The 23,301-nt window shown below is 62.5% G+C and carries 18 protein-coding genes; 8 read left to right on the top strand and 10 right to left on the bottom strand.

The window, feature by feature from the left end; genetic code table 11:
• Positions 1 to 17: 17 nt before the first annotated feature.
• Positions 18 to 1,061 (bottom strand): 3-ketosteroid-9-alpha-monooxygenase, oxygenase component, encoded by a 1,044-nt coding sequence (locus AC3IT9_RS19805; protein ID WP_150725842.1) that lies wholly within the window; start codon positions 1,059 to 1,061, stop codon positions 18 to 20.
• A 146-nt stretch (positions 1,062 to 1,207) separates the two neighbouring features.
• Here AC3IT9_RS19805 and AC3IT9_RS19800 point away from each other — a divergent pair, with 146 nt between their 5' ends.
• The 4 genes from AC3IT9_RS19800 (at position 1,208) to AC3IT9_RS19785 (ending at position 4,802) form a co-directional block, all read left to right on the top strand.
• Complete coding sequence (locus AC3IT9_RS19800) at positions 1,208 to 2,047, top strand: SDR family NAD(P)-dependent oxidoreductase (RefSeq protein ID WP_489270800.1); 840 nt, start codon at positions 1,208 to 1,210, stop codon at positions 2,045 to 2,047.
• Positions 2,034 to 2,960, top strand: a complete 927-nt coding sequence (locus tag AC3IT9_RS19795) for an alpha/beta hydrolase (protein WP_150753071.1) — start codon at positions 2,034 to 2,036, stop codon at positions 2,958 to 2,960. Before AC3IT9_RS19800 ends, AC3IT9_RS19795 begins: the two co-directional genes overlap by 14 nt.
• On the top strand, positions 2,957 to 4,072 hold the full coding sequence (locus AC3IT9_RS19790; protein WP_489270799.1) for a 3,4-dihydroxy-2-butanone-4-phosphate synthase: 1,116 nt from the start codon (positions 2,957 to 2,959) through the stop codon (positions 4,070 to 4,072). Before AC3IT9_RS19795 ends, AC3IT9_RS19790 begins: the two co-directional genes overlap by 4 nt.
• 271 nt (positions 4,073 to 4,343) lie before the next feature.
• Entirely contained in the window at positions 4,344 to 4,802 is a 459-nt protein-coding gene (locus tag AC3IT9_RS19785) for an REP-associated tyrosine transposase (RefSeq protein ID WP_150753069.1), read from the top strand.
• 364 nt (positions 4,803 to 5,166) lie between these two features.
• On the opposite strand, the gene surE is transcribed toward AC3IT9_RS19785, so the two are convergent.
• The 3 genes from surE to AC3IT9_RS19770 all read right to left on the bottom strand — a co-directional run bounded on the left by surE (position 5,167) and on the right by AC3IT9_RS19770 (position 9,144).
• On the bottom strand, positions 5,167 to 6,144 hold the full coding sequence (surE, locus tag AC3IT9_RS19780) for a 5'/3'-nucleotidase SurE (protein ID WP_353741255.1): 978 nt from the start codon (positions 6,142 to 6,144) through the stop codon (positions 5,167 to 5,169).
• Positions 6,145 to 6,223: 79 nt separating this feature from the next.
• Positions 6,224 to 7,603, bottom strand: a complete 1,380-nt coding sequence (locus AC3IT9_RS19775) for a DUF1329 domain-containing protein (protein WP_150753067.1) — start codon at positions 7,601 to 7,603, stop codon at positions 6,224 to 6,226.
• Between the two features lie 23 nt (positions 7,604 to 7,626).
• Complete coding sequence (locus tag AC3IT9_RS19770; protein ID WP_489270798.1) at positions 7,627 to 9,144, bottom strand: DUF1302 domain-containing protein; 1,518 nt, start codon at positions 9,142 to 9,144, stop codon at positions 7,627 to 7,629.
• A 325-nt stretch (positions 9,145 to 9,469) separates the two neighbouring features.
• Here AC3IT9_RS19770 and AC3IT9_RS19765 point away from each other — a divergent pair, with 325 nt between their 5' ends.
• Together AC3IT9_RS19765 and AC3IT9_RS19760 are read left to right on the top strand one after the other, a co-directional pair.
• Positions 9,470 to 11,212 (top strand): FAD-binding protein, encoded by a 1,743-nt coding sequence (locus AC3IT9_RS19765; RefSeq protein ID WP_489270797.1) that lies wholly within the window; start codon positions 9,470 to 9,472, stop codon positions 11,210 to 11,212.
• Positions 11,209 to 12,087 (top strand): SDR family NAD(P)-dependent oxidoreductase, encoded by an 879-nt coding sequence (locus AC3IT9_RS19760; RefSeq protein WP_489270796.1) that lies wholly within the window; start codon positions 11,209 to 11,211, stop codon positions 12,085 to 12,087. Before AC3IT9_RS19765 ends, AC3IT9_RS19760 begins: the two co-directional genes overlap by 4 nt.
• A gap of 1,333 nt (positions 12,088 to 13,420) precedes the next feature.
• Here AC3IT9_RS19760 and AC3IT9_RS19755 read toward each other — a convergent pair.
• From AC3IT9_RS19755 to AC3IT9_RS19730, 6 genes are all read right to left on the bottom strand, one after another.
• The gene (locus AC3IT9_RS19755) at positions 13,421 to 15,001 is read right to left on the bottom strand and encodes a FadD3 family acyl-CoA ligase (RefSeq protein WP_489270795.1); all 1,581 of its coding nucleotides are present in this window, start codon (positions 14,999 to 15,001) and stop codon (positions 13,421 to 13,423) included.
• 72 nt (positions 15,002 to 15,073) lie between these two features.
• Positions 15,074 to 15,820: an SDR family NAD(P)-dependent oxidoreductase gene (locus tag AC3IT9_RS19750; protein WP_489270794.1), complete on the bottom strand. Its 747-nt coding sequence runs from the start codon at positions 15,818 to 15,820 to the stop codon at positions 15,074 to 15,076.
• A gap of 213 nt (positions 15,821 to 16,033) precedes the next feature.
• On the bottom strand, positions 16,034 to 17,116 hold the full coding sequence (locus AC3IT9_RS19745; RefSeq protein WP_489270793.1) for a 2Fe-2S iron-sulfur cluster-binding protein: 1,083 nt from the start codon (positions 17,114 to 17,116) through the stop codon (positions 16,034 to 16,036).
• 13 nt (positions 17,117 to 17,129) lie between these two features.
• A complete protein-coding gene (locus tag AC3IT9_RS19740; RefSeq protein WP_489270792.1) occupies positions 17,130 to 17,885 on the bottom strand; it encodes a glucose 1-dehydrogenase in 756 nt (251 codons plus the stop codon).
• Positions 17,873 to 19,552 carry an FAD-binding protein gene (locus tag AC3IT9_RS19735; RefSeq protein ID WP_489270791.1) on the bottom strand — a complete coding sequence of 560 codons (1,680 nt, stop codon included), beginning with the start codon at positions 19,550 to 19,552 and terminating at the stop codon, positions 17,873 to 17,875. Before AC3IT9_RS19735 ends, AC3IT9_RS19740 begins: the two co-directional genes overlap by 13 nt.
• A gap of 9 nt (positions 19,553 to 19,561) precedes the next feature.
• Complete coding sequence (locus tag AC3IT9_RS19730; RefSeq protein ID WP_057714069.1) at positions 19,562 to 20,077, bottom strand: flavin reductase family protein; 516 nt, start codon at positions 20,075 to 20,077, stop codon at positions 19,562 to 19,564.
• A gap of 790 nt (positions 20,078 to 20,867) precedes the next feature.
• Here AC3IT9_RS19730 and AC3IT9_RS19725 point away from each other — a divergent pair.
• Both AC3IT9_RS19725 and AC3IT9_RS19720 read left to right on the top strand, forming a co-directional pair.
• Positions 20,868 to 22,052, top strand: coding sequence for an acyl-CoA dehydrogenase family protein (locus AC3IT9_RS19725; RefSeq protein ID WP_489270790.1), 1,185 nt, complete (start codon positions 20,868 to 20,870; stop codon positions 22,050 to 22,052).
• Positions 22,053 to 22,175: 123 nt separating this feature from the next.
• Positions 22,176 to 23,297, top strand: coding sequence for an LLM class flavin-dependent oxidoreductase (locus AC3IT9_RS19720; RefSeq protein WP_046043082.1), 1,122 nt, complete (start codon positions 22,176 to 22,178; stop codon positions 23,295 to 23,297).
• Positions 23,298 to 23,301: the final 4 nt, after the last annotated feature.

Genomic DNA, 23,301 nt, shown 5'->3' with positions numbered 1-23,301 from the left:
GCGAAAAGCCGCTGGCGTCAGACCCGTTCGCTGGCGCGCACGACAAACTTCTTGTGTTCGGCAACGTCCGCCGACAGCGCCTGGACGTCGGTGTAGAACTGCTCGTACCAACGGCGCAACTGATAGACCGGACCGTCGCCGTCACACAGCAGCGGGTTGTCGACGCGGGTCTTGCTGTGCCAGATGGCCACGTCTTCGTAGAAGGCTGCCTGCGCCTGCGCTACGTAGGCCTTGGCCATCGCCTGGTTCTGCTCTTCGCTGAGCCCCGGGATCTTCTTCACCAGTACGCCGTAGCGCAGGGTGAAGCTATCGAGGTCGATCGGTACGTGACAGTTGAGCAGGATCGAATGGATCGGCTGGCCGTTCATGGCGCCGTTCATTTCGGTGATCTGATAGGCCGGGCCGAAATAGGTGGCTTCGGTGGTCAGCACGCTGTCGCCGGACAGGCGCTCACTGCGGGCGCGCATGATCTGGGTGGCCAGGTGGCCCTGGAAAATGTTGATGAACTCTTCGACCGGCGCGCCGTGCACGGTACCGAAGTGCGCCATGTCGGCGATGTTGTCGATCAGTTCGCGGCAGTTGGTGCCAATCTGCAGCTCGGCGACTTCCCACGCCGCCCATTCGTCGTTATAGCAGGCGTCGATGCGCGGAATGCGTTGTTCCGGCAGCGGCGGGTTGCCTTCGGGGTCGTTCCAGACGAACAGCAGCTGGTTTTCTTCCATGATCGGCCAGCTTTTGATTTTGGCCCGTGGCGGGATGCGCTTGGCATAGGGGATGTCATCGCACACGCCGTCGGCGCCCCAGCGCCAGGCGTGGAACGGGCAGCGGATCGAGTTGCCTTCGACGCAACCGGTGCTCAGGTCGGCGCCCATGTGCGGGCAGTAGCCATCAAGAATATGCAGATCGCCGTCTTCACCCTGGAACGCCACCAGACGGGTGCCGAACACCTCCAGGCGGTGGGCCTTGCCGTCGCGGTATTGCGCGGCCAGGCCCAGGCAATGCCAGCCACGGGCGTAGCGGTCTTCCAGCAGTTTGGCTTCGATGCGGTGCAGGGTACTCATCTTATTATTCTCCCAAGGGATCACGGGTTTGGCGCATGTAACGGATTCTGCCGCCCCTGTAAAAGCGGGCATCGTCTGAATGGACGATGGCTGCTTTTGGCTGGCCCGCTCTACTGGCGACATTGGACCCATGGCAGGAGTTGGCGATGAGTAATGAACAAGGGCCGGTAGCGGTGATTACCGGGGCCGCCGGTGGTATTGGCCGCGGCCTGGCCGAACACGCGGCGACGCTGGGCATGCGCCTGGTGCTGGCGGATCGGGATGCAGCGGGCCTGCAAGCCCTGTGCGACGAATTGCAGGCCCGTGGTGCGCAGGCGATTGCCTGCGTCACCGATGTCGGTGATGTAACGCAGGTCGAGCGCTTGCGTGACCGGGCTGTCGAGCACTTTGGCGGGGTCGACCTGCTGTTCAACAACGCCGGAGTGATGCAAACCGGCTTCAGCTGGGAAATCACCGAGGCACAATGGCAGCGCATGCTCGACGTCAACCTCAACGGCGTGATCAACGGCATTCGCAGTTTTGTGCCGCTGTTGCTCAGCCAGGGCCGGGCGGCCCATGTGATCAACACCGCGTCCCTTGCCGGGCTGGTCAGCAGTCCGCTGATGGCACCGTACAACGTGACCAAGCAGGCCGTGGTCGCGCTCTCGGAAACCCTGCATTACGAACTCGCCATGCTCGGTGCGCCGGTGTCGGTTTCGGTGCTGTGCCCGGGACCAGTGGCCAGTGAAATCATGGCATCGAACCAGGTGGTGGGCACCGCCGGATCCGACTTCAGTCAACTGCTCGACAGCACCGTTCGCCAGGGCATGACCCCGGCGGAGCTGGCCGCGCAAGTGTTCGCCGCCGTCGCGCAAAAACGCTTCTGGATCCTGCCCCACAAGGGTTTCAAGCCGGCCCTTGAGCGTCGGGTTCAAAGCATTCTGGGCGAGACCAATCCGCAGTTTCAAATGGCCGACGTAGAGGACGATGCCCATGCCGCTCGATAAGCAGATCGCTGGGGTTCTCCAGCAGTTTCGCGACATTCCGGAGCCCGATTTCAGCCAGGTCGATGCCGCTCAATACCGGCAGTTCTCCGACAACCTGCTGCCGGCCATCCCTGGCGAACCGATGAGCGAGGTGCGCGACTTGCGGGTGGCCGGCGCGGACGGTGAACTGGACGCACGGCTGTACCGGCCATCGGAACAACCTGATCTGCCATTGCTGGTGTTTTTCCATGGCGGCGGATTCGTCATGGGCAATCTCGATACCCACGACAATCTCTGCCGCTCGCTGGCCCGCCAGACTGAGGCGGTGGTGGTGTCGGTCGCTTACCGACTGGCCCCGGAACACCCGTTCCCGGCGGCACCTCTCGATTGTTATGCGGCCACCTGCTGGCTGGTCGAGCACGCGGTTGAACTGCGCGTCGATGGCAGCCGGCTGGCCGTGGCCGGGGACAGCGCCGGGGGCAATCTGGCGCTGGCGGTTAGTCAGTTGGCGGTACAGCGCCGGGGGCCGAAGATCAGTTATCAGTGCCTGTTCTATCCCGTTACCGACGCAGGTTGCGACAGTCAGTCCTTCGAAGACTTCGCCGAGAGCTATCTGCTTTCCGCCGGGATGATGCGCTGGTTCTGGCAACAATATTTGCAAGACGTCGGGCAGGCGGATGATCCATTGGCCTCGCCACTGCGCGCCGAGAGCCTGACGGGGTTGCCGCCAACGACCCTGATTACCGCCGAATTCGACCCATTGCGCGATGAAGGCGAGGCAATGGCCGAGTGCTTGCGCGAGGCCGGAGTGCCTGTGCGCGTCCAGCGTTGTGACGGCATGATCCACGGCTTTATCAGCATGGCGCCGTTTGTTGAAGGCGCGGCACAGTCCTTGTCCGATGCGGCGGCCGACCTGCGCGGGGCGCTCAAATGAGCGGCCTGGCTTTCAACACTGTGCCGCAACTGATCGAGGCCATCGGCGCCGGTCGGATGGTGGTGATCACCGACGACGAACACAACGGCGAAGGCTCGTTGCTGATGGCTGCCGAACAGGCCGGGGCCGAGGCCGTCACCTTCATGGCGGTGCAGGCGCGCGGGCTGATTTGCCTGGCCCTGACCGAGCAGCGCTGCCGCGCGCTGGGCCTGGACCTGATGGTGCCCAACTCCCGAGCGCAACATGGCGTGGGTTTTACCCGCTCGATCGAAGCCGCTACCGGGGTGTCCACGGGTATCTCGGCGGCAGACCGGGCGCGGTCGATCCAGGTGGCGGTCGACCCGGCCAGCGTACCGGCGGACCTGGTGCAACCGGGGCATATCTTCCCGGTGCAAGCCTTGCCCGGTGGCGTGATGCAGCGGGCCGGTCATGTCGAGGCCGCTTGCGATCTGACGCGACTGGCGGGGCTGCAACCGGCGGCAACCCTGGTGGGCATTCTCAACGAGGACGGCGAGCTGGCCCGTGGCGCCGAGTTGCATGACTTCGCCCAGCGGCATGGCTTGCGGATCGGCACCATTGCCGACCTGATCCACTATCGCATCCTGCATGAAGGCACGATCGAACGCGGCGGCGAATATCCGTTGCATACTCGCCACGGCGAGTTCCAGGTGACCACCTATCAGGACACCTACCAGGGCTCGCTGCACCTGGCGCTGGTCAAGGGCCGGATCGACAGCAGTCAGCCAGTGCTGGTGCGGGTGCAAAGCATCGAGACGTTGCGTGATGTGCTGGGCTGTGAAAGCGAAGGCGGGCCGCAACAGTGGACCCTGGACCGTTCGCTGGCCTGTATCGCGGCGGCCGGTAGCGGTGTGCTGGTGCTGCTGGCGCAAAAGGAATCCGCCGAGGGCGTGCTCGAACAACTGCGTCAGCGCAGTGGAGGCAAGCATCGGGCGCCACATTTTCCGCAACGGACCCTGGGCATCGGCGCGCAGATCCTGCGCGACCAGAATGTGCGTAAAATGCGCCTGATGAGTTCGCCAGTGCCGTACACCGCCGTGTCCGGGTTTGATCTGGAAGTGACGGAGTTCGTGCCGTTTCAACCGGCTATCTAAAGCCAACACAAAACCCTGTGGGAGCGAGCTTGCTCGCGATGGCGGTCTGTCAGGCGACATTGATGTTGAATGGGCCGGCCTCATCGCGAGCAAGCTCGCTCCCACAGGGTTAATGGGTGTATGCAATATCTGCGAGCAGCCGAAATCATTGTGGGAGCGAGCTTGCTCGCGATGGCTATCGATTGGTCACATCCAGTCAAAAGCTGACCCAACGCTTAAGCATCCACCGGTCTAGCTTTCCTCCTGAATTCACCATGGAGAGGGCAAAGGAATGCCGGATTTACCCGCCTCACACCGCCTGCGCACAGGCCGCTATCCTGAACCCAACAGGATTTACCTGCTGACGAGCAATACGCTGGATCGAGAACCGGTTTTCAAGGATTTCGGTTTGGGCAGGCTGGTCGTCAAGCAATTTCAATATGCACAGGAACAATACTGGGCGAACTCTTTAGCCTGGGTCGTCATGCCCGATCATTTTCATTGGTTGATCGAACTGCAGCAGTGCTCACTCAGTCAGCTGATGCAAAAAACCAAATCATTGAGTACGCGGGCCGTGAACATGTCCGTCGGACGTAAAGGCAGTCTTTGGCAGCAGGGCTATCATGATCGGGCGTTGAGGCGTGATGAGGACCTGGTAAAGCTTGCTCGATATGTCGTCGCCAACCCGTTACGTGCTGGATTGGTGGAGAAGCTGGGCGATTACCCGCTGTGGGACGCGATATGGGTTTGATCCGTAACCGCGTTGCCACCATCGCGAGCAAGCTCGCTCCCACAATGATTTTTGGATAGCCGCAGATATTGCGTACACCCGCTAACCCTGTGGGAGCGAGCTTGCTCGCGATGGCGGTCTGTCAGGCGACATTGATATTGAATGTGCCGGCCTCATCGCGAGCAAGCTCGCTCCCACAATGATTTTTGGATAGCCGCAGATGTTGCGCACACCAGATAACCCTGTGGGAGCGAGCTTGCTCGCGATGGCGGTCTGTCAGGCGACATCGATGTCGAATGTGCCGGCCTCTTCGCGGGCGAGCCCGCTCCCACAATGATTTCGGTTGTTCACAGATGTTGCGTACACCCTCAGGTTCTGCTTTGGCTTAAGGCTTGATCCCGCGCAACATCTCCTTCGCCTGATCCTGCATCGCCTGCGGCGCGGCCATGTTGCCGTCGATCACGGTGATCACGGCGTAGCCTTGCCACAGTTGATAGGCATCGGCCTTTTGCTGGACTTCTGTCGGTGTCGACGGCGGGGCCAGGTTGACGTGGACCACGCCGTCGGCGCCGCGTTGTGAGGTGAAGTTCACGCGATCCCAGTTGCCGATCGGCGCAAAGCTCACGCCTTTGACTTCAGCGGGTTTCAGGGGCGGGTAGTTGAGGTTCAAGCCGCTGACACCCGGCAGGCCGAGCACGTTCAAATCACACTGATGTTTGTTCTTGGCGCAGGCCTGTTTAGCTTCTGTACCGGCCAGACTCGCCTGTTCGATGACTTTCACGGCAAAGCGCGCCGTGTCGTCCATGGCGCCGAGGGTCTTGCGGTAGCCCGCCTGCTGATCGCGAATGATCAGGTCCATGTCGATACCGGTGGACACCGCTACCGCCGGAATCCCTTTGAACATCGCGCGCACTGCAGCGTTGAGGGTGCCGGACATCTGCGTCAGCGGGCCGACGTTTTCACCAAAGTTGCTGCCGGACACCACCAGGTCTGGCGGCGAATCCTTGAGGATCACGTCGAGGCCGACGTTGACTGCATCCACCGGCGTGCCGATAGCGGAGGTCTTGCCGGCGGGCGGGGTGTAGCCCTCTGGCGGCCCGACACAAAACCGGCCTGGCGCCAGTTCGGTCACCGCCAGGGCCTGGCCGGGTACGACCACGCTGGCAGCACTGATGCCGCTACTGTCGTTCAACGGGCCGACCAGCGTGACCTTGTGCCCGGCGGCGGTCAGGGCGCGGTACATCGCATCGATGCCGGGTGCGCGGCAGCCATCGTCGTTGGTCAGCAGGATGTTCAGGGCGTTGGCTTGCAGCGACAGGCCAACGCTGGCCATGGCGATGATGCCGGTGAGGAGTTTGTTCATGGCGGAGTCTTCCGTGGAAGGAGCGGATTTTACAAAGCACAACGCCCCGACCGAATGATTCGGTCGGGGCGCGGTGAGTTTAGCGGGTGCCGAGTTTGCGCAGGTTGCCAGGGGTGAATTCGTCTTCGGTGAAGGCGGTGGCGTTGAGCTTGGCCGGTTTCTGATCGACCAGCATGCGGTCAACCAGGTAGGAGCCTGCGATCAGGTCGTGGTAGATGCCCAGACGGGAGTGGAAACGCTCGATGTGATAGGCGTAGATCGAGGTTTGCATGTTGGTGCGCCACAGTTGCCCACGGCTGTCGTAGTTGTCTGCCAGGGCGGCCTGCCAGCTGTCCTCGTCCAGGTAGAGCACACGCTTGGCATAGAGGTGCCGTGCGTTTGGCTTGAGCGTGGCCTGCACGATCCACACGCGGTGTTTCTCGTAGCGCATGATATCCGGGTTGATGTGACCGGTGGTGGACAGGATCTGTTCGATGTTCACGTCAGGCTGGTCGATCTTGTAGTTGTTGTACGGAATGTAGATCTCTTTTTTACCGACGATGGACCAGTTGTAGCGATCCGGGGCGCCGTTGAACAAGCGATCTTCATCATAGACCCGGAAGCCGCCCGCACCGCTAGGCGAGTCGTAGCCGACGGTCGGCGCGCGGCGCACGCGGCGTTGACCCGGGGAGTATTGCCAGGCTTGCCGAGGTTCGGCGGTGGCATTGATGAACTCGTGACCGACGACGATCTCACCCTTCTTGCGCACGGGTTCCAGGGTGGTGAGCAAAAAGTGCGTGAGGATGCCACCGGATGTGTCCAGGGTCTTTTTGGGGTCGGCCCACACCGAAAAGATCTTGTAGTCGACCTTCTCCGTCACCCGATTTTTGTCGGGATAGATCACTGCCTGTTGGTAGACGGCCTCTTCGGTGAAGGACCGCCCTGACATGGTGTGGTTGAGGATCAGTTCGTTGCCGTTCTTCGGAATCGGGAAAGGCGAGGCACCGAAGGCATTGCTGGTGTCGTTGCCGTCGTTTGAGAGCTCCGCGTTCAGGGCGTTTTTCTTGATGCCGTCTTCGGTGAGCTGATCGACACGGAAGTCGCGATGGCTCGGGTACACCGGCATCTTGAAAGAGTCCGGGTAGCGCTTGAACAACGCTTTCTGGCCGTCGGTGAGGTTGGCGGAGTACTGGCCCATGTTCTGCGCGGTGATGGTGAACAAGGGTTTTTCAGACGCATAGGGGTCCGGGTACGGCGTACCTGCACCACCGAACGTGAGACCCGGTGGCAGACCGCGCCATTTGCCGGTCCAGGCCGGGATGCTGCCGTCGGCGTTGCCGGCCTTTTCGGCGCCCATCGGGGTCAGGTCCTGGCCCAGGCGGGCGGCTTCTTCGGGGCTGACCTTGGCGTAGGCCAGGCCGCTGCCGAGCAGACCGACGGTCAATGCCGTGCTCAGTAAGGTTTGGGTGAATCTGGACATGCTGTGCTCCTCCGACAGGGGAATCAGAACCGGTACTTGAAGTTGAGCGCGACGTTGTCGCGGTCGGCCAACGGGCTGTTGTTGGCACTGGCGAGGTAGGCGTTGTAGCGGGCCTCGACGGTGAAGTTGCCCAGGTAGCGCCACGAACTGCCGATGCTGGCGCGGTTATCGTTCTGGCCGGCGTTGATCGAGCCGACCATCGAGCTGTCGCCGTGGGCGGCGGCGCTGAAGGTGACAGGCACCGACATGTCCCATCCGTTGAACACGTTGTTGTAGTCAAAGTTCGCCTGCACCGTGTAGCCCCAGGCATCGCGGTCATAGACCAGGCTGTCGGTTCCCGGCAGCGCGAAGCCCGGCGCCAGGGTCACCGGCTGCGACTCGTCGTTGCTGACCACGGTGTTGTAGACCAGCTCGCCGGTCAGGCTGGTGTTGTCGGCGAAGGCGGTCGGGCCGAGCACGTAGATCATCGACGTTTGCGCTTGTATGGTCTTGCCGCGCACCGGGCTGGAGAAACCGTTGTCGACCATCACCGGCGTACCGTCGCGGTAGCTGACTTCACCGGCCCAGCTGACGTCGCCCAGCACCGTGGCGAAACTCGCGCCGAACAGGTCGATGTTGTCGAAGTAGCGCACCTGATAGCGGCCCAGGGTCGATGCGAAGTCCAGCGACGGGGTCTTGTCGTGATAACGCGAGTAGTAGATGCCGAACTCGGTGTTTTTCAGCGACTCGGCGGCGTAGGTGAAGGCCAGACCGTACTGGCCGCTGTCGCTCGGTTTGTCGTCCTTCAGACGGGTTATGAAACCGGAGGCATCGTTGAAGCCGCCCTCATCGATGAAGTCGGTGGTGGAGAAGTAGCTACCCACGCCGAACAACTCGGTTTTCTCCCACTTGTATTGGTAGTAGGCCTGGATACCCAGGCTTTCGGTCAGGGCGAACTGGGTGAACAGTTGGCCGACCGGCAGCAGGATTTCCTTGACCTCGACGCCCGGAGTGGTCGCCTTGGTCGCGTCCACCGGGCTCTGGGCCGCGGAAATACCTGGGTAGAACAGGCTCTCACCCCAGCTCACCACCTGGTTACCCAAGCGCGCGTTGAAGGCATGGCCGCCCACGTCCCAGGTGCCATAGGCGTAGTAATCGAGCATGCGCAGTTCATTGCGGTGCTGGTCGATGGTGTCCTGGGAGAAACGGTCGGGTTTGCTGCAATGACCGCCGGCGAAGCAGTTGGAAGTGCCGGTGGTGTTGTCGTTGTCCTGATCGTAGACGTTGTCGTAGAAGCCCGTCGCCCGCACGAACACGCCGTAGTCGTCTTGCCACTTGATGTTGGCTTCGGTGAGAAAGCCGCTGCGGTTGTTGATCAGGCTGCCTTTGTCGAACGCGTTGTCGCCGTCGTTGCCGTTGGCATTGGCGGTCAGTTTGTGATCGCGAGACTCGGTCCGCCAGGCGAGGCTGTACGTCAGTGTGGTGTCCCAGTCGATGCTCAAGTCTTCGCTTGGCTGAAAGCTCATGGCGTTAACGTGAGCGCTAAGTCCGCCAGCCAGCATCAATAGAACAAGCTGTGTGCGAGGGTGCTGTGTTGGTGGGGCGATTATTGTTTTTATCATGTCGTCCTCATGGCCCAGGTCAGACCTGCCCGACCTGCATTTCAGGGGGTGATTGGTGCTGTGGGCGACTATGGAGTCACGACTTGCGCGCAACATCGTCCAAGCGGACTAAGCGATTTGTACGGGGTGGCCGCAGGCCTGGCCTTAGTCTTATCGGACGATGAACACCCGGCGCGTGCGGCGAACAATCCCGAGACCGACTGCACCGGGCGAAGATCCGGCGGTGGCGGTTTCTGCCTGATGGGCGCTGAACAAGGGTGATCGCATGAACGCTGCCGGGATCAAATGGGACGAGTGCTGTGATGTGTTGGTGATTGGCTCGGGAGCCGGGGGCATGACCGCTGCGCTGCGCGCCCACGACCTGGGCTTGAATGCGCTGCTGATCGAAAAAAGCGGCGAGTACGGCGGCACCTCGGCGGTGTCCGGTGGCGGCATCTGGATCCCCAACAACCACCGGATCAATGCGATCGGCGGCAGTGATTCGGCAGCCGAAGCGATTGCCTACATCCGCGCCGTGACCCATGGCGAGATCGACGATGGGCGCATCGAAGCCTATGTCGAACACGGCCGGGAGATGGTCGAGTACCTGGAACAACACACCCGCGTGCGCTTCGAGGCGCAACCGCGCTACGCCGATTACTACCCGGAAGTCGAGGGCGGCAAACCGGGCTATCGCTCGATGGATCCGCAACCGTTCGATGCCGCCGAACTCGGCGAAGAATTCTTGCGCATGCGCGCTCCGTCCCCCGGCACCCTGATGATGGGGCGCATGGCGATGACCATGAAAGAGGCGCAAGTGTTGCTGTGCCGTGGCCCCGGCTGGTTACGCCTGACCCTGCGGGTGATGTGGCGCTACTGGCGTGATCGCGAGGGGCGGCGTTTGTCCCGTCGCGACCGTTTCCTGACCCTGGGCAATGCCTTGATCGGAGCCTTGCGCTGTTCGTTGCAGGATCGCGGCAAGTCGCTGTGGCTCAACTGTGCGCTCGAAGAGCTGCTGCTGGTCGGCGATCGGGTCGGCGGGGCGCGGATCAATCGCAATGGTCAGTTGCTCAACGTCAAGGCACGCTACGGGGTGATCATCGCCGCCGGTGGTTTCGAGCGTAACCAGGCGATGCGCGAGCAGTACCTGCCGCAGCCGTCCCGGGCGAACTGGAGTGCCACGCCGCCCAACAATACTGGCGACGGCATCCGCGCCGGTCAGGTCATTGGTGCGCGGACCGCGTTGATGGAGCACAGCTGGTGGGCGCCGACCACTTACGTCAAGGGCGAAGAAAAACAGCGCGCGCTGTTCGTTGAACGCACTTTGCCGGGGTGCGTGATGGTCAACGCAGCGGGGGAGCGTTTCGTCAACGAAGCTGCGCCCTATACCGATATCGTTTACGCGATGTACGCCAACAACCGCGATGGCGCCGCGAGCGTGCCGTGCTGGATGGTGTTCGACGCCGAGTTCCGCCGCAAATACCCGTGCGGCGCCTTGCTGCCGGGCTATGCCCAGCGCGATTGGCAATTGCCCGAGCACCTGCGCGACTACTTCCAAAAGGCGTCGAGCCTGGAAGAACTGGCGGCGAAAATCGGCGTCGACGCTGGCGGACTGGTGCGCACCGTGCAGCGCTTTAACGGCATGGCCGTGCAGGGCGTCGACGAGGATTTCCACAAGGGCGAATCGCTGTTCGACCGCTACTACGGCGACCCGAACGTGCAACCCAATCCGTGCCTGGCGCCGTTGCTCAAGGGGCCGTTCTACGCCGTGCGCATCGACGCCGGCGACATCGGCACCAAGGGTGGCCTGCTGACCGACGTGCACGCTCGCGTGTTGCACGAAGATGGAGAACCGATCAACGGCCTGTACGCCATCGGCAACAGCGCCGCCTCGATGATGGGCCGCACCTATCCGGGCGCCGGTTCGACCATCGGCCCGGCCATGACCTTCGGTTACCTGGCCGCCAATCACATCAAGCGCCAGAGCGAAACCGCTTCGGCGAATACCTTGTTCGGGAGTGTCGAATGAATCACCCACGTCAACAGATCGCTGTCGTTACCGGCGCCAGTCGCGGAGTGGGCCAGGGCATCGCCTTGGCCCTTGGGGCGGCCGGCATGACCGTGTACGTCACTGGCCGCGCCCCGACGCAGGGCGGATCGAATTTGTACGGGCATGCCTTGCGCGGCTCGCTGGAGGACACCGCCGCTGCGATCACCGCCGCTGGTGGGCGCGGTATCGCGGTGGTCTGTGACCACGCCGATGACGCGCAGGTTCAGGCACTGTTTGCCCGCGTAGAAGAAGAGTGCGGACATCTGGATTTGCTGGTCAACAACGCTGCGTTCATCCATGACCAGTTGATCGAACCAGGACCGTTCTGGGCCAAGCCGCTGGAGCTGGTGCGCATTCTCGACGTCGGTCTGCGCTCGGCTTACATCGCCAGCTTCTACGCGGCACCGTTGTTGCTGAAAAGTGCCCAGGGGCTGATTTGCTTTACCTCGTCATTCGGTGCCGGGTGCTACATGCATGGCCCGGCGTACGGCGCGCAAAAGGCCGGGGTCGACAAGCTGGCGGCGGACATGGCGATCGATTTCGAAGGGCAGGGTGTGGCGGCGTTATCGCTGTGGCTCGGCCCGCAACTGACCGAACGCACGAAGATTGCCGGCGAGCAGCATGGCGAGCAGTACCAGGCGTTCCTGGCGCACGCCGAAACCCCACAGTTCAACGGGCGGGTGATTCATGCCTTGCTCAATGATCCACGGTTGATGGCGTTGTCCGGGCAGACCCTGATCACCGCCGAAATCGCCCCTGGCTACGGCATCTGCGAAGCCGAAGGCCGCCAGCCGCCATCCCATCGCGCCATGCTCGGCGACCCGCGCCAGCAGCATCCGGCGCGGGTGGTCTGACTCCGTCATCTCGGCACACACAAAACCTGTGGGAGCGAGCTTGCTCGCGATGAGGCCGGCTCAACCAGCATTGATGTTGGCTGACACTCCGCCATCGCGGGCAAGCCCGCTCCCACAGTTGAACTGTGTCGGACGCGAAGTCTGAGGACACCCTCGAGCACTGTGGGAGCGAGCTTGCTCGCGATGAGGCCGGCACATCCAGCATTGATGTTGGCTGACACTCCGCCATCGCGGGCAAGCCCGCTCCCACAGTTGAACTGTGTCGGACGCGAAATCTGTGAACACCCTCGAGCACTGTGGGAGCGAGCTTGCTCGCGATGAGGCCGGCTCAACCAGCATTGATGTTGGCTGACACTCCGCCATCGCGGGCAAGCCCGCTCCCACAGTTGAACTGTGTCGGACGCGAAGTCTGAGGACACCCTCGAGCACTGTGGGAGCGAGCTTGCTCGCGATGAGGCCGGCACATCCAGCATTGATGTTGGCTGACACTCCGCCATCGCGGGCAAGCCCGCTCCCACAGTTGAACTGTGTCGGACGCGAAATCTGTGAACACCCTCGAGCACTGTGGGAGCGAGCTTGCTCGCGATGAGGCCGGCACATCCAGCATTGATGTTGGCTGACACTCCGCCATCGCGGGCAAGCCCGCTCCCACAGTTGAACTGTGTCGGACGCGAAATCTGTGAACACCCTCGAGCACTGTGGGAGCGAGCTTGCTCGCGATGAGGCCGGCACATCCAGCATTGATGTTGGCTGACACTCCGCCATCGCGGGCAAGCCCGCTCCCACAGTTGAACTGTGTCGGACGCGAAGTCTGAGGACACCCTCGAGCACTGTGGGAGCGAGCTTGCTCGCGATGAGGCCGGCACATCCAGCATTGATGTTGGCTGACACTCCGCCATCGCGGGCAAGCCCGCTCCCACAGTTGAACTGTGTCGGACGCGAAATCTGTGAACACCCTCGAGCACTGTGGGAGCGAGCTTGCTCGCGATGAGGCCGGCACATCCAGCATTGATGTTGGCTGACACTCCGCCATCGCGGGCAAGCCCGCTCCCACAGTTGAACTGTGTCGGACGCGAAATCTGTGAACACCCTCGAGCACTGTGGGAGCGAGCTTGCTCGCGATGAGGCCGGCACATCCAGCATTGATGTTGGCTGACACTCCGCCATCGCGGGCAAGCCCGCTCCCACAGTTGAACTGTGTCGGACGCGAAATCTGTGAACACCTTCGAACATTGTGGGAGCGAGCTTGCTCGCGATGAGGCCGGCACATCCAGCATTGATGTTGGCTGACACTCCGCTATCGCGAGCAGGCTCGCTCCTACAGGGATTGCGTTTAGTCAGCTGGCTGCAGCGCCCACTCGCGCAACACATTCTTGGTCACTTTGCCCGCCGCATTGATCGGCATCTTCTGCAGCACCTGCACCCGGCGCGGAACCTTGTAGTTGGCCATCTGCTCGCGGCACCAGGCGAGGAACCGCGCCTGTTCGATTTCCACACCTGGTGCGGGCAGCAGGAACGCCATCGCCACTTCACCCATGCGCTCATCGGGAATGCCGATCACCGCTGCCTGGGCCACGCCCGGATAGGTCAGCAAACACTGTTCGATCTCCGCCGGGTACACATTGAAGCCGCCGGTGATGAACATGTCCTTGAGGCGGTCGGTGATGCGCAGATAACCCTGCTCGTCGAGCATGCCGATGTCGCCGGTGTGCAGCCAGCCGTCGGCGTCGAGAATTTCCTGGCTGGCTTCGGGGTTGTTGAGATAACCCTGCATCAGGTTGTAGCCGCGAATCTGCACTTCACCGGGAATGTTCGCCGGCTGGCTGCGGCCGCTGTTGCCGACACAACGTACTTCTACCCCCGGCATCGCCCGGCCACTGGTATTGGCGACCAGTTCCGCAGAGTCGCCGGCGCGGCAGATCGTGGCGAAACCGCAGACCTCCGTCAGGCCATACGCGGTGACGATGGTGGCGAAGCCGAGTTCGTCGCGCATGCGGTGGATCATCTCCACGGGGATCGCCGCCGCCCCGGTCACCGCCACGCGCAAGGAGCTCAGGTCGAATTCACTGCGTTGCGGATGGGCAAGCAATGATTGATACAGTGTCGGCGGCCCTGGCAACACGGTGATGCGCTCGCGTTGCACGCATTCGAGCACGGCCTGCACGTCGAACACTTGTTGCGGCAGGAGGGTGCAGCCACGCATCAGCGCTGCCAGCCAACCGGCCTTGTAGCCGAAGGAGTGGAAGAACGGATTGACGATCAGGTAGCGATCGCTCTCGCGCAAGCCAACGATATCGCTCCAGTCGCGCACGATTCGCAGGTTCTGGCCGTGGCTGGTCATCACGCCTTTGGGTTTGCCGGTGGTGCCCGAGGTGAACAGCACGTCGGACAAGGCCTGCGGGCCAACGCTCTGTTCGCGGGTGCGCAGGGCCAGGTGCGGCACGTCGACCCCCAGGTCCATAAACCGTTCCCAGGCCAGGGTGCCTGAGTTGGCACCGCGCACGCTGACGATGTGGCGCAGCTCAGGCAGGTCTTCCGACGCCAGCATGCCGGGGTAGTCCGCGCCGAGGAATTCACCGATGGCAAACAGTACGCAGGTGCCGCTTTCGCGCAGGATGTAGCCGGCCTCGCTGCCCTTCATCCGGGTATTGAGCGGCACCAGGGCGGCGCCAATACTTTGCAGGGCGCCGGCGGCGACAATCCATTCCCACACGTTGGGCGCCCAGATCGCCACACGGTCCCCGACCTGTACGTCGATGGCCAGTAGCGCGCGTGCAGCCTGGCGGCGCAGTTGGTCCAGTTGTCGGTAGCTGATGACGTGGCCCGCGTCCTCGATGGCCGGGCGGTCGCCGTAGGCCTGGGCTGCGTTGGCGAACAGTTGAGCGATGGTCAGTGCGGTGGCGACAGGCGGCATGGGGCCTCCCCGGTTAGAAGACAGTTGCGAAAAAGGGAGTAGGCCGGGCAGGGCGCCCGGCCGGATTGCGAATTACTGCGCGGGTGGGGCGAAACGGCGACCGGCGGAAAAACCACCGTCCACGGCGATCATCTGGCCGCTGACAAAGGACGCTTCGTCGGACGCCAGGAACAGCGCGACGTTGGCCACTTCTTCCGGTTGCCCGGAGCGGCTGAGCATGTGTTGCGAGGCGAAAAACGCGTGGACCGCCTCATTTTCGCGGACCATGCTGGTCATCGGCGTTTCGATCAGGCCCGGGCACAGGCCGTTGACGCGAATGTTGGCGTAGCCGTAGTCGATGGCCATCGAGCGGGTCAGCTGGTTGATGCCGCCCTTGGACACGTTGTAGGCCACGTTGCCGTCGCAGCCTTGCAGGCCGAAGATCGAACCGACGTTGATGATCGAGCCGCCGCGTTGCGACACCATCGATTCCAGCGCGTATTTGCTGGTGAGCATGCTGCCGGTCAGGTTGATGTCCATCACCCGTTGCCAGGCGGCGGTGGTGGTCTGGGTCACGCTGCCCTGGTCGGCGACGCCGGCGGCGTTGACCAGCACGTCGATGCGCCCGAAGCGGCTGGCGACTTCTTGCATGACCTGCTGCACCTGCGCTTCGTCGCGCACGTCCAGGGTCATGAACAGGCCGGGAAAGTCTGCCGGTGCGCTGCCGATGTCCAGCCCGATCACTTGCGCGCCTTCGGCAGCGAAACGGCGCACGCAGGCCAGACCGATCCCCGAAGCGCCGCCGGTGACCACCGCGACCTTATTCTGCAAACGAGCCATAACTGCACCTCTTTATTGTTGTGGGCTAATGCTGTGGCCGAGTCTAACCGCAGACCGGACCTGAGTGATCGTCCAATGAGACTAAGCAACAGCCCCCCCGTCTGGCACAATTCAATTGTGGGAGCGAGCCTGCTCGCGAATGCGATGTGTCAGTCAACATCCATGCTGAATGTGCCGGCCTCTTCGCGAGCAGGCTCGCTCCCACAATGAACATTAGTCAGGGAATTTCAGGCGTACCCGGGCACCCGTCGGTCGGCTTTGGCAGGCCAGTGTCCAACCGTCCGCGAGTTCTTTTGCGCTCAACACGTCGTTGCGCGCCAATTGGATTTCGCCTTCCTTGACCACACACATGCACGCGCCGCAGAAACCTTCTTCACAGGACGACGGCACATCCAGGCCGGCGGCCTTGCAACTTTGCAGCAGGGTGTCGCCCGGCTGGCAGGCAATTTCGTGTTGCTGGCCATCGAGTTCGACGATCAGCGCTTCGCACTGCGAACCCATCGCTGCCTCGCGGGCGAGGGCTTCTTCGGCCAATAGTTCGTCGGGGTCCGGCGGTGAGACGAAACGTTCGACATGGATCCGCTCGGCCGCTTCGCCCAGTGCCAGCAGCGTGCGCTCCACGGTGTCCATGAACGGTCCAGGCCCGCAGATGAAGTAGTCGCCGCCAGCCGATCCGCGCAGCAGATGACGGACCTGATGGTCCGTCAGGAAACCCTGCACCGAATCGAGGACGTGCACCACGTGCAGTTGATCAGGATGCGCCTTGATCAACTGGCACAGCTCGTCCTTGAAAATCACCGACGCTTCATCGCGGTTGGCGTAGATCAACTTGATCGGCCGCCGACTGCTGTGCAGCACCGACTTGAGAATGGAAAACACCGGGGTGATGCCCGAACCGCCCCCGAACAGGACCAGGGGCTTTTCGGTGTCCGCCTGCGGGTCCAGGCAGAAATGCCCGGCCGGTGGCAGCACTTCCAGCCAGTCGCCGACCTGCACTTCGTTCATCCAGTTCGACACCCGGCCACCGTCGACCCGTTTCACCGTGACCTTGGGCAGCGCGTCCGCGAGGGGCGAGCTGGCCATGGAATAGCAGCGGGTCAACAGTTTGCCGGCCAAGGGCACGCGAAAACTCAGGAACTGGCCCGGTTTGTAGCGAAAGCGCTCACGCAGGGTTGGCGGTACGTCCAGCACCAGCGAGCGCGCATCGGCGGTCTCGTCGATCACCGCGCACACTTGCAATGAGACACTTCCCGTCGTGTGTTCGGCCGGGGTCAGGTTCTGTTGTTGCGTGCCCATGTTCACCTCGGCCTCAGAGCCCGCTGATCAGTTGGGCGTTGTCGACGCGGATCTCGGCACCGTTGACGAAGCGCGACTCGTCGGCGGCGAGGAACAGCACCACGTTGGCAATGTCCCGTGGCGCGGCCATGCGGTTCATCGGGTCCTGGTCGAGGGCTTCCTGCGGGATTGGCTGACCACCGGCCAGGGCCTGGGTCATCGGCGTGTTCACGCCATCCGGGTGCACGCTGTTGCAGCGGATGCGGTAGCCCTGCTGCTTGCAGTGCAAGGCAATGGAACGGGTCATCGCCGCCACCGCGCCTTTGGACGCCGAGTAAGCGCAGAACATCGGCATCGCGCCCAAGGCCGCGACCGACGACATGTTGATGATCGAACCGCCGCCGGTTTCCTTCATGGCCTGGATCGCGTATTTGCAGCCGAGGAAGTAGCCTTCGCCGTTGATCTTCTGCACCTTCTGCCACAGCTCCAGGGTGGTGTCTTCGATGCTGCCCAGCGCCAGGATCGCGGCGTTGTTGACCAGTACGTCGAGGCGGCCGAAGTGTTCGACGGTGGTTTTAACGACGTGCTGCCAATCGCTTTCGCTGGCGATATCGTGGCGGATGAACAGCGCGTTGGCGCCGATTTCTGCAGCCACCTGGCGACCGGCTTCTTCGTTGAGGTCGGTCAGTACCACTTTGCCGCCTTCGCGGGCCAGCAGCAGGGCGTCTTCGCGACCGATGCCGCTGGCGGCGCCGGTGATGATGCAGACTTTGCCTTCTACACGTTGCATTGTTGTTCTCCTGATCGTGCGGTTTGAAGTGCGAATTGGTCGGCCACGTGGGCGGCAGCCCGGCGACCGGAATAAATGCAGTCGGCCAGGGACAGGCCGGAGACATACAGGTTGGAAGCGACCCCGACCGCATTGCGGCCGGCGCTGTAGAGACCGTTTATTGGCTGGCCGGCGTGGTCCAGCACCCGACCGCTGTCCTCGCAGACCTTCAGTCCGCCGAGTGTGATGACCGGGCAGGGGAAGAGTTTGCTGTCGAAGGACAGGTCGAGGGCGTACCACGGGCCTTGGTCGAGGTTGGTGAGCATTGCGGCGGATTTGCCAAACTCGTCGGCGACCTCACCGCGTGCTGCTCGGGAGTAGCGTTCGACACTTTGGCGCAGCAGTTCGGGCGGCAGGTTGCAGCGTTTGGCCAACCCGGCCAGGCTGTTGCTGCGCTTGGCGTTGAACAGCAGATTGAGCAGCACCGGCAGGCGTTGGAAATTCCAGACTTTGCCGGGGCCGACCTGACTGAGTGCTTCTCGAACCAGCGCCCGATTGAGAATCAGAATGGCGCGGCCATCCTGTTCTTCGACCATGGCGTGGCCGAGGGTCGCGCCGTAGATTTCTTCGTTGGCGTATCGCTGTCCGCGAGCATTCACGATCAGCCCGCGAGCCCAGGCCAGTGGCGGGTTGATGAAGCGCCAGGCGCTGACCTTGTCCATCCGCGCCACGCTGCCACCGGCGCTCTGGCCCAAGGCGATGCCGCTGCCATTGCACCCGGTGGCGCCCAGCGGCAAACCGGCCAGGTACTGCGACGCGTGTTGGCGCACCAGATCGCGATTGAAGATAAAACCACCGCTGCTCAGCAGCACCGCCTGTTCGGCGCGAATCAGTTGGCGAATGGCGCTGGTCTGTTCGATGCGACGCTGACGGGCGCGCAAGCGGTCGGCCAACGCCGGGGCGTACATATGAATGGCCGCGGCCCAGCGTGACAGACGCGCATGTTGTTTGGCGGTGCGGCTACCCGACGGCAGCTGCCAGGCTTCGACGCCGATGACCTTGTCGTCAAGGTCGAGCACCAGTCGCCGTACTTCGCACTGGCTGCGCAGGCGTGCGCCATGACGCAAGGCGCTGGCCTTGAGCGGGGCGAACAGGCTGGCACCGGACATGCCCGGACCTTTGGTGCGGTGGCCACGGGGCGCCGGCTTGGCGCTGGCGGCATAGGCCGGCACGGCCTCGTTGCCGGAGTAATAGAGGTAGTACTGGTCGCTCGGGTACGAGGTTTTATGCGGTGGCACGCTGGCCTCGAAGGCCGCGCCTTGTCGCTCCAGCCAGGCCAGTTGCTCGCGGCTGCCGTCGCAGAAGTGCTTTAGGGTTTCGCCGCTGACGGCCTCCCCGACTTCCTGACGCAGGTAATTGAACATGGCTTCGCTGGTGTCTTCATAGCCAGCCTGGTGCTGATACGGCGTACCGCCGCCGGCATACACCACGCCACCGCTGAGTGCCGTGGCGCCGCCGCCTTCGAAGCGATCCAGTGCGAGCACCGACAGGCCACGAGCGCTGGCTTCGATGGCGGCACAGGCGCCGGCACCGCCAAACCCGACGATCAGCAAATCGCAGCGGTCATCCCATGGCAACTGGTCGGCGCTGTTCACTCGCAACGCCGTCAACCGGTTCAGGCTGTCCATGTTCGGGCCTCAGCCAGCAGCAGCGAGAGAAGGTGCGGGTTTGGCGGTGGTGGTGTAGCTGCCGTCGAGGTAGACCAGTGGGGTGATTTCGGCTGTGGTGTGGATCTGCAGGATGCGCCCGATGAACACGGTGTGGGTGCCGTAGCTGAAGTGGCCGTCCTGGCGGCAGAGGATCGCCGACTGTGCGTCACCCAGGTAAGGAATGCCGCCGGGGCTGGTCAGCCAGTTGCCACGGTCGAAGCGTGCTTCGCCTTTTATTGCGCCGCTGCACAGGTTGGCGAGGTCTTGTTGTTCGACGCCGAGGATGTTGACGCAGAAGTCGGCGCCGGTTGCCAGTGCGGCGTGGGGCGAGGCGGTCTTGTTGACGCAGATCAGCAGCGATGGCGGCTCGGTGCTCAGGGAGTCGACCGCGGTGGCGGCCATGGCGAAGCGTTCGGTGCCGTTGCTGGTGCTGATAATGGTGACTGACTTGGCCAGGCGGCGCATGGCCTGGAGCATGTCGGCTTTGAGATTGACGTCGTTCATCGCACTGGGCCTTTTTGTTGGTTGGGGAGTGCGATGGATTCTTGCTCTGGCTCTGGTCTGGGGCATCGTCCGAGGGGACTAGGCCTTGGCGGCCTCTGGGCCGACCAGGCTGTCGGGTTGATTGAGTACATATCCGTTTCTGCGGTAACGGCGGCTAATGGTTTCGCCCTGACGGCGACTCACTTTTTTTAACAAGCGCCTCAAAAAAAGTAAGCAAAAAAAGCGCTCGCCCCGAGCGTCCGGCCCCTCGCCAAGGCTCGGGGTTCCTTCACTCCGGTATTCATCCGGGGGCATTGCCCTCCGGTCTGCTTCGCGAGACCTACATGCAATGAGTTCGACTGCGTCGAACGGCGCTACGCGCCAATCCCCGGATGAACACCTCCGCTCAGCCTCCCGAGGGGGCGGGTGGATCAAGATCAAGAGCTGCAGGCGAGCTAACGCTCGGCCTGTTGAGTGGTGAGAAGCGTCTGTGTACGCCGCTCTGCTTTTGCTCTTCTGTGGGAGCGACGGTGCGGCGATCCGACTTGCTCGCGAAGGCGGCCTGCCAGCCGACCTGGTTTTGCAGATGTCCCCGATCCCTGTGGGAGCTGGCTTGCCTGCGATGGCGGCCTGCCAACCAACACATCTCTTTCAGATACACCCCCTGATACCTGTTCCCCCAAAACCATATGGTCCGTTTGAGGGATGTCCACTCTGTTGCGCATTGCTTGAATGCCAGTGTAGGGGCGCTACACCCGCCCCGTTGCACGCGCGCCCCGGCGGATGGGGTGAACAAAGGAGAACAATAAAAATGCTCAACCAAGACCTGATTCGCCAGCGTCTGAGCCAACGTGCCCGCGAGTTGGTGCCGATCCTGCGTGAACGCGCCCTGAATGCCGCGCAAGCAGGCCAGTTGCCTGAAGAAACCCTGAAGGATTTCCAGGACGCCGGGTTCTTTCGCATCCTGCAACCGTCCCGTTGGGAAGGCTATGAACTGGAGCCCAAGGATTTCTTCGACGTACAGATGACCCTTGCCGAAGGCTGCATGTCCTCGGCCTGGGTACTGGGGGTGGTGGCGATCCACAATTGGCAACTGGCGTTGTTCGACGACCGCGCGGCCCAGGATGTCTGGGGTAGCGACTCCAGCGTGTTGATCTCCTCTTCCTATATGCCGGTGGGCAAGGTCGAGCGGGTCGACGGTGGCTTCAAGTTGAGCGGTCGCTGGGGTTTTTCTTCCGGCAGCAAGCATTGCGACTGGGCGTTCCTCGGTGCGCTGGTGCCGCCGGCAGAGGCGGGCGGGGCGCCGGATTATCGGACGTTCCTGGTGCCGCGCAGCGACTACCAGATTCTCGACAACTGGAACGTCATGGGCCTGGAAGCCACCGGTTCCCACGACATTCTGGTGGAAAACGCTTTCGTTCCCGAGTACCGCACTCATCGCTCCCTGGACGGTTTCATGCAGAACAGTCCGGGCAACGAGGTGAACACTGCACCCTTGTTCCGCCTGCCGTTCGGGCAGATTTTCGTGCGTGCGGTTTCGTCGTCCGCTATCGGTGCCCTGCAAGGCGCGGTGGATCAGTTTGTCGAGCACAACCGCGCCCGGGTCGGGGTCAATGACGGTCGCAAGATGGTCCAGGACCCGGCCGCGCAAGCGGCGCTGGCTAATGCCATGGTCTGCGTCGACGAGTGCAAGACCGCGTTGCATCGCAACTTCGCCCTGATGCTGGAGCGCGCGCAGAAGGGTGAGCCATTGAGCATGCCCGAGCGGGTGAAGATGCGTTACGACTCGGCGCTGGTGGCCGACAAGTGCGCCAAGGCCGTTGGCGACCTGATGTTCAACAGCGGTGCTTCGACGATCTTCCGCAGCCATCCGATCAACCGTGCCTTCCGCGACATTCACACCGGTCGCGCCCACGTCGCCAACAGCCCGGCCAAGTATGCCTGGAACCTCGGTGGGGTCAGCATGGGTCAGGACAGCAGCGACTTTTTCCTCTGACTTTTTTACTGAATCGGGCTAGTCCGTTTGCGTGATTCGAGCGCCCTGCCAATACCCGAGCATGGGCGCAAGGCGTAGGTCTCTGGCGCCGACTGCGCATCCAAATAAGCACAAGGATCAACCATGAAATTTTCCCTGATTTACGAAGCCCAGACGGTGGACTCCAGCCGCGAAGGCGACCGCAAGATTTTTGAAGACACCGTCGAACAGGCCGTACTCGCCGACAAGCTCGGCTTCGACACCTTCTGGTGCGTGGAACACACCGCGCTGAGCAACTACTCGCACATGTCCGCGCCGGAAACCATGCTGGCGTTCGTGGCCGGTAAAACCGAGCGCATCGGCATCGGCCACGGCGTGGTCTGCTTGCCGCCGGCGATGAACCATCCGGTGAAAGTCGCCGAGCGCATCGCCACCCTCGACCTGTTGTCCAAGGGCCGTGTGCACTTTGGCGTGGGCAAGGGCGGCACCCAGCAGGAAGCCGGCACCTTCGGCTACGACCTGGCGACCTTGCAGCCGCAGATCGACGAGATGATGTACCTGATCCCGAAAATGTTCGTGCAGGACGAGATCGAGCACAACGGCGACTTCGTGCAGATCCCCAAGCGCCCGATCCATCCAAAGCCTTACCAGGATCCGCACCCGCCGATGTACCTGGCGTGCACCAACACTGAATCGCTGAAGAATGCCGGCGGTCGCGGCATGGGCGCACTGGTGTTGGGCTTCGGTGGCCCGGAAGAGATCGCCAAGAAGGTCGAGGTGTATCACACGGCCTACGACAACCGCGATGAGAAGAAGCAAGTGGGCTTCCGTCCTAACCGTCACATCGCCGCGCTGTGCCCGGCCATCGTGCTGGACGACAACGAAGAGGCGCGCCGCATCGGTATCCGTGGCCAGCGTTACTTCATGGAATCCCTGGGCTACTGGTACGGCGGTGGCGAGCGTCCGGACCCGGAGAAGTGGAAAGACGACACCTTCGTCGATGGCAACGGCCAGAGCGTGATCAAGTCGCGCTTCGCCTCGGAAGAAGTCAGCGTCGACTTCTCCGACCCGACCATGGCCATGATGAACCCGAACCACGCCTACGGCACCGTCGAGGATTGCATTGGCTACGTGCAGCGCCTGATCGATGCCGGCGCCGATGAAATCCTGTTCATCTGCCAGATGGGCACCGTGCCGCAGTGGGCGCAGCTGGAGACTTTGAAGAACATTGGCGAGAAGGTGATTCCGCATTTCCGCAAAGCGTGATGCC

The sequence above is a fragment of the Pseudomonas sp. KH_046_1 genome (assembly GCF_057839025.1).
This window is presented reverse-complemented; position numbering and strand designations above follow the sequence as displayed.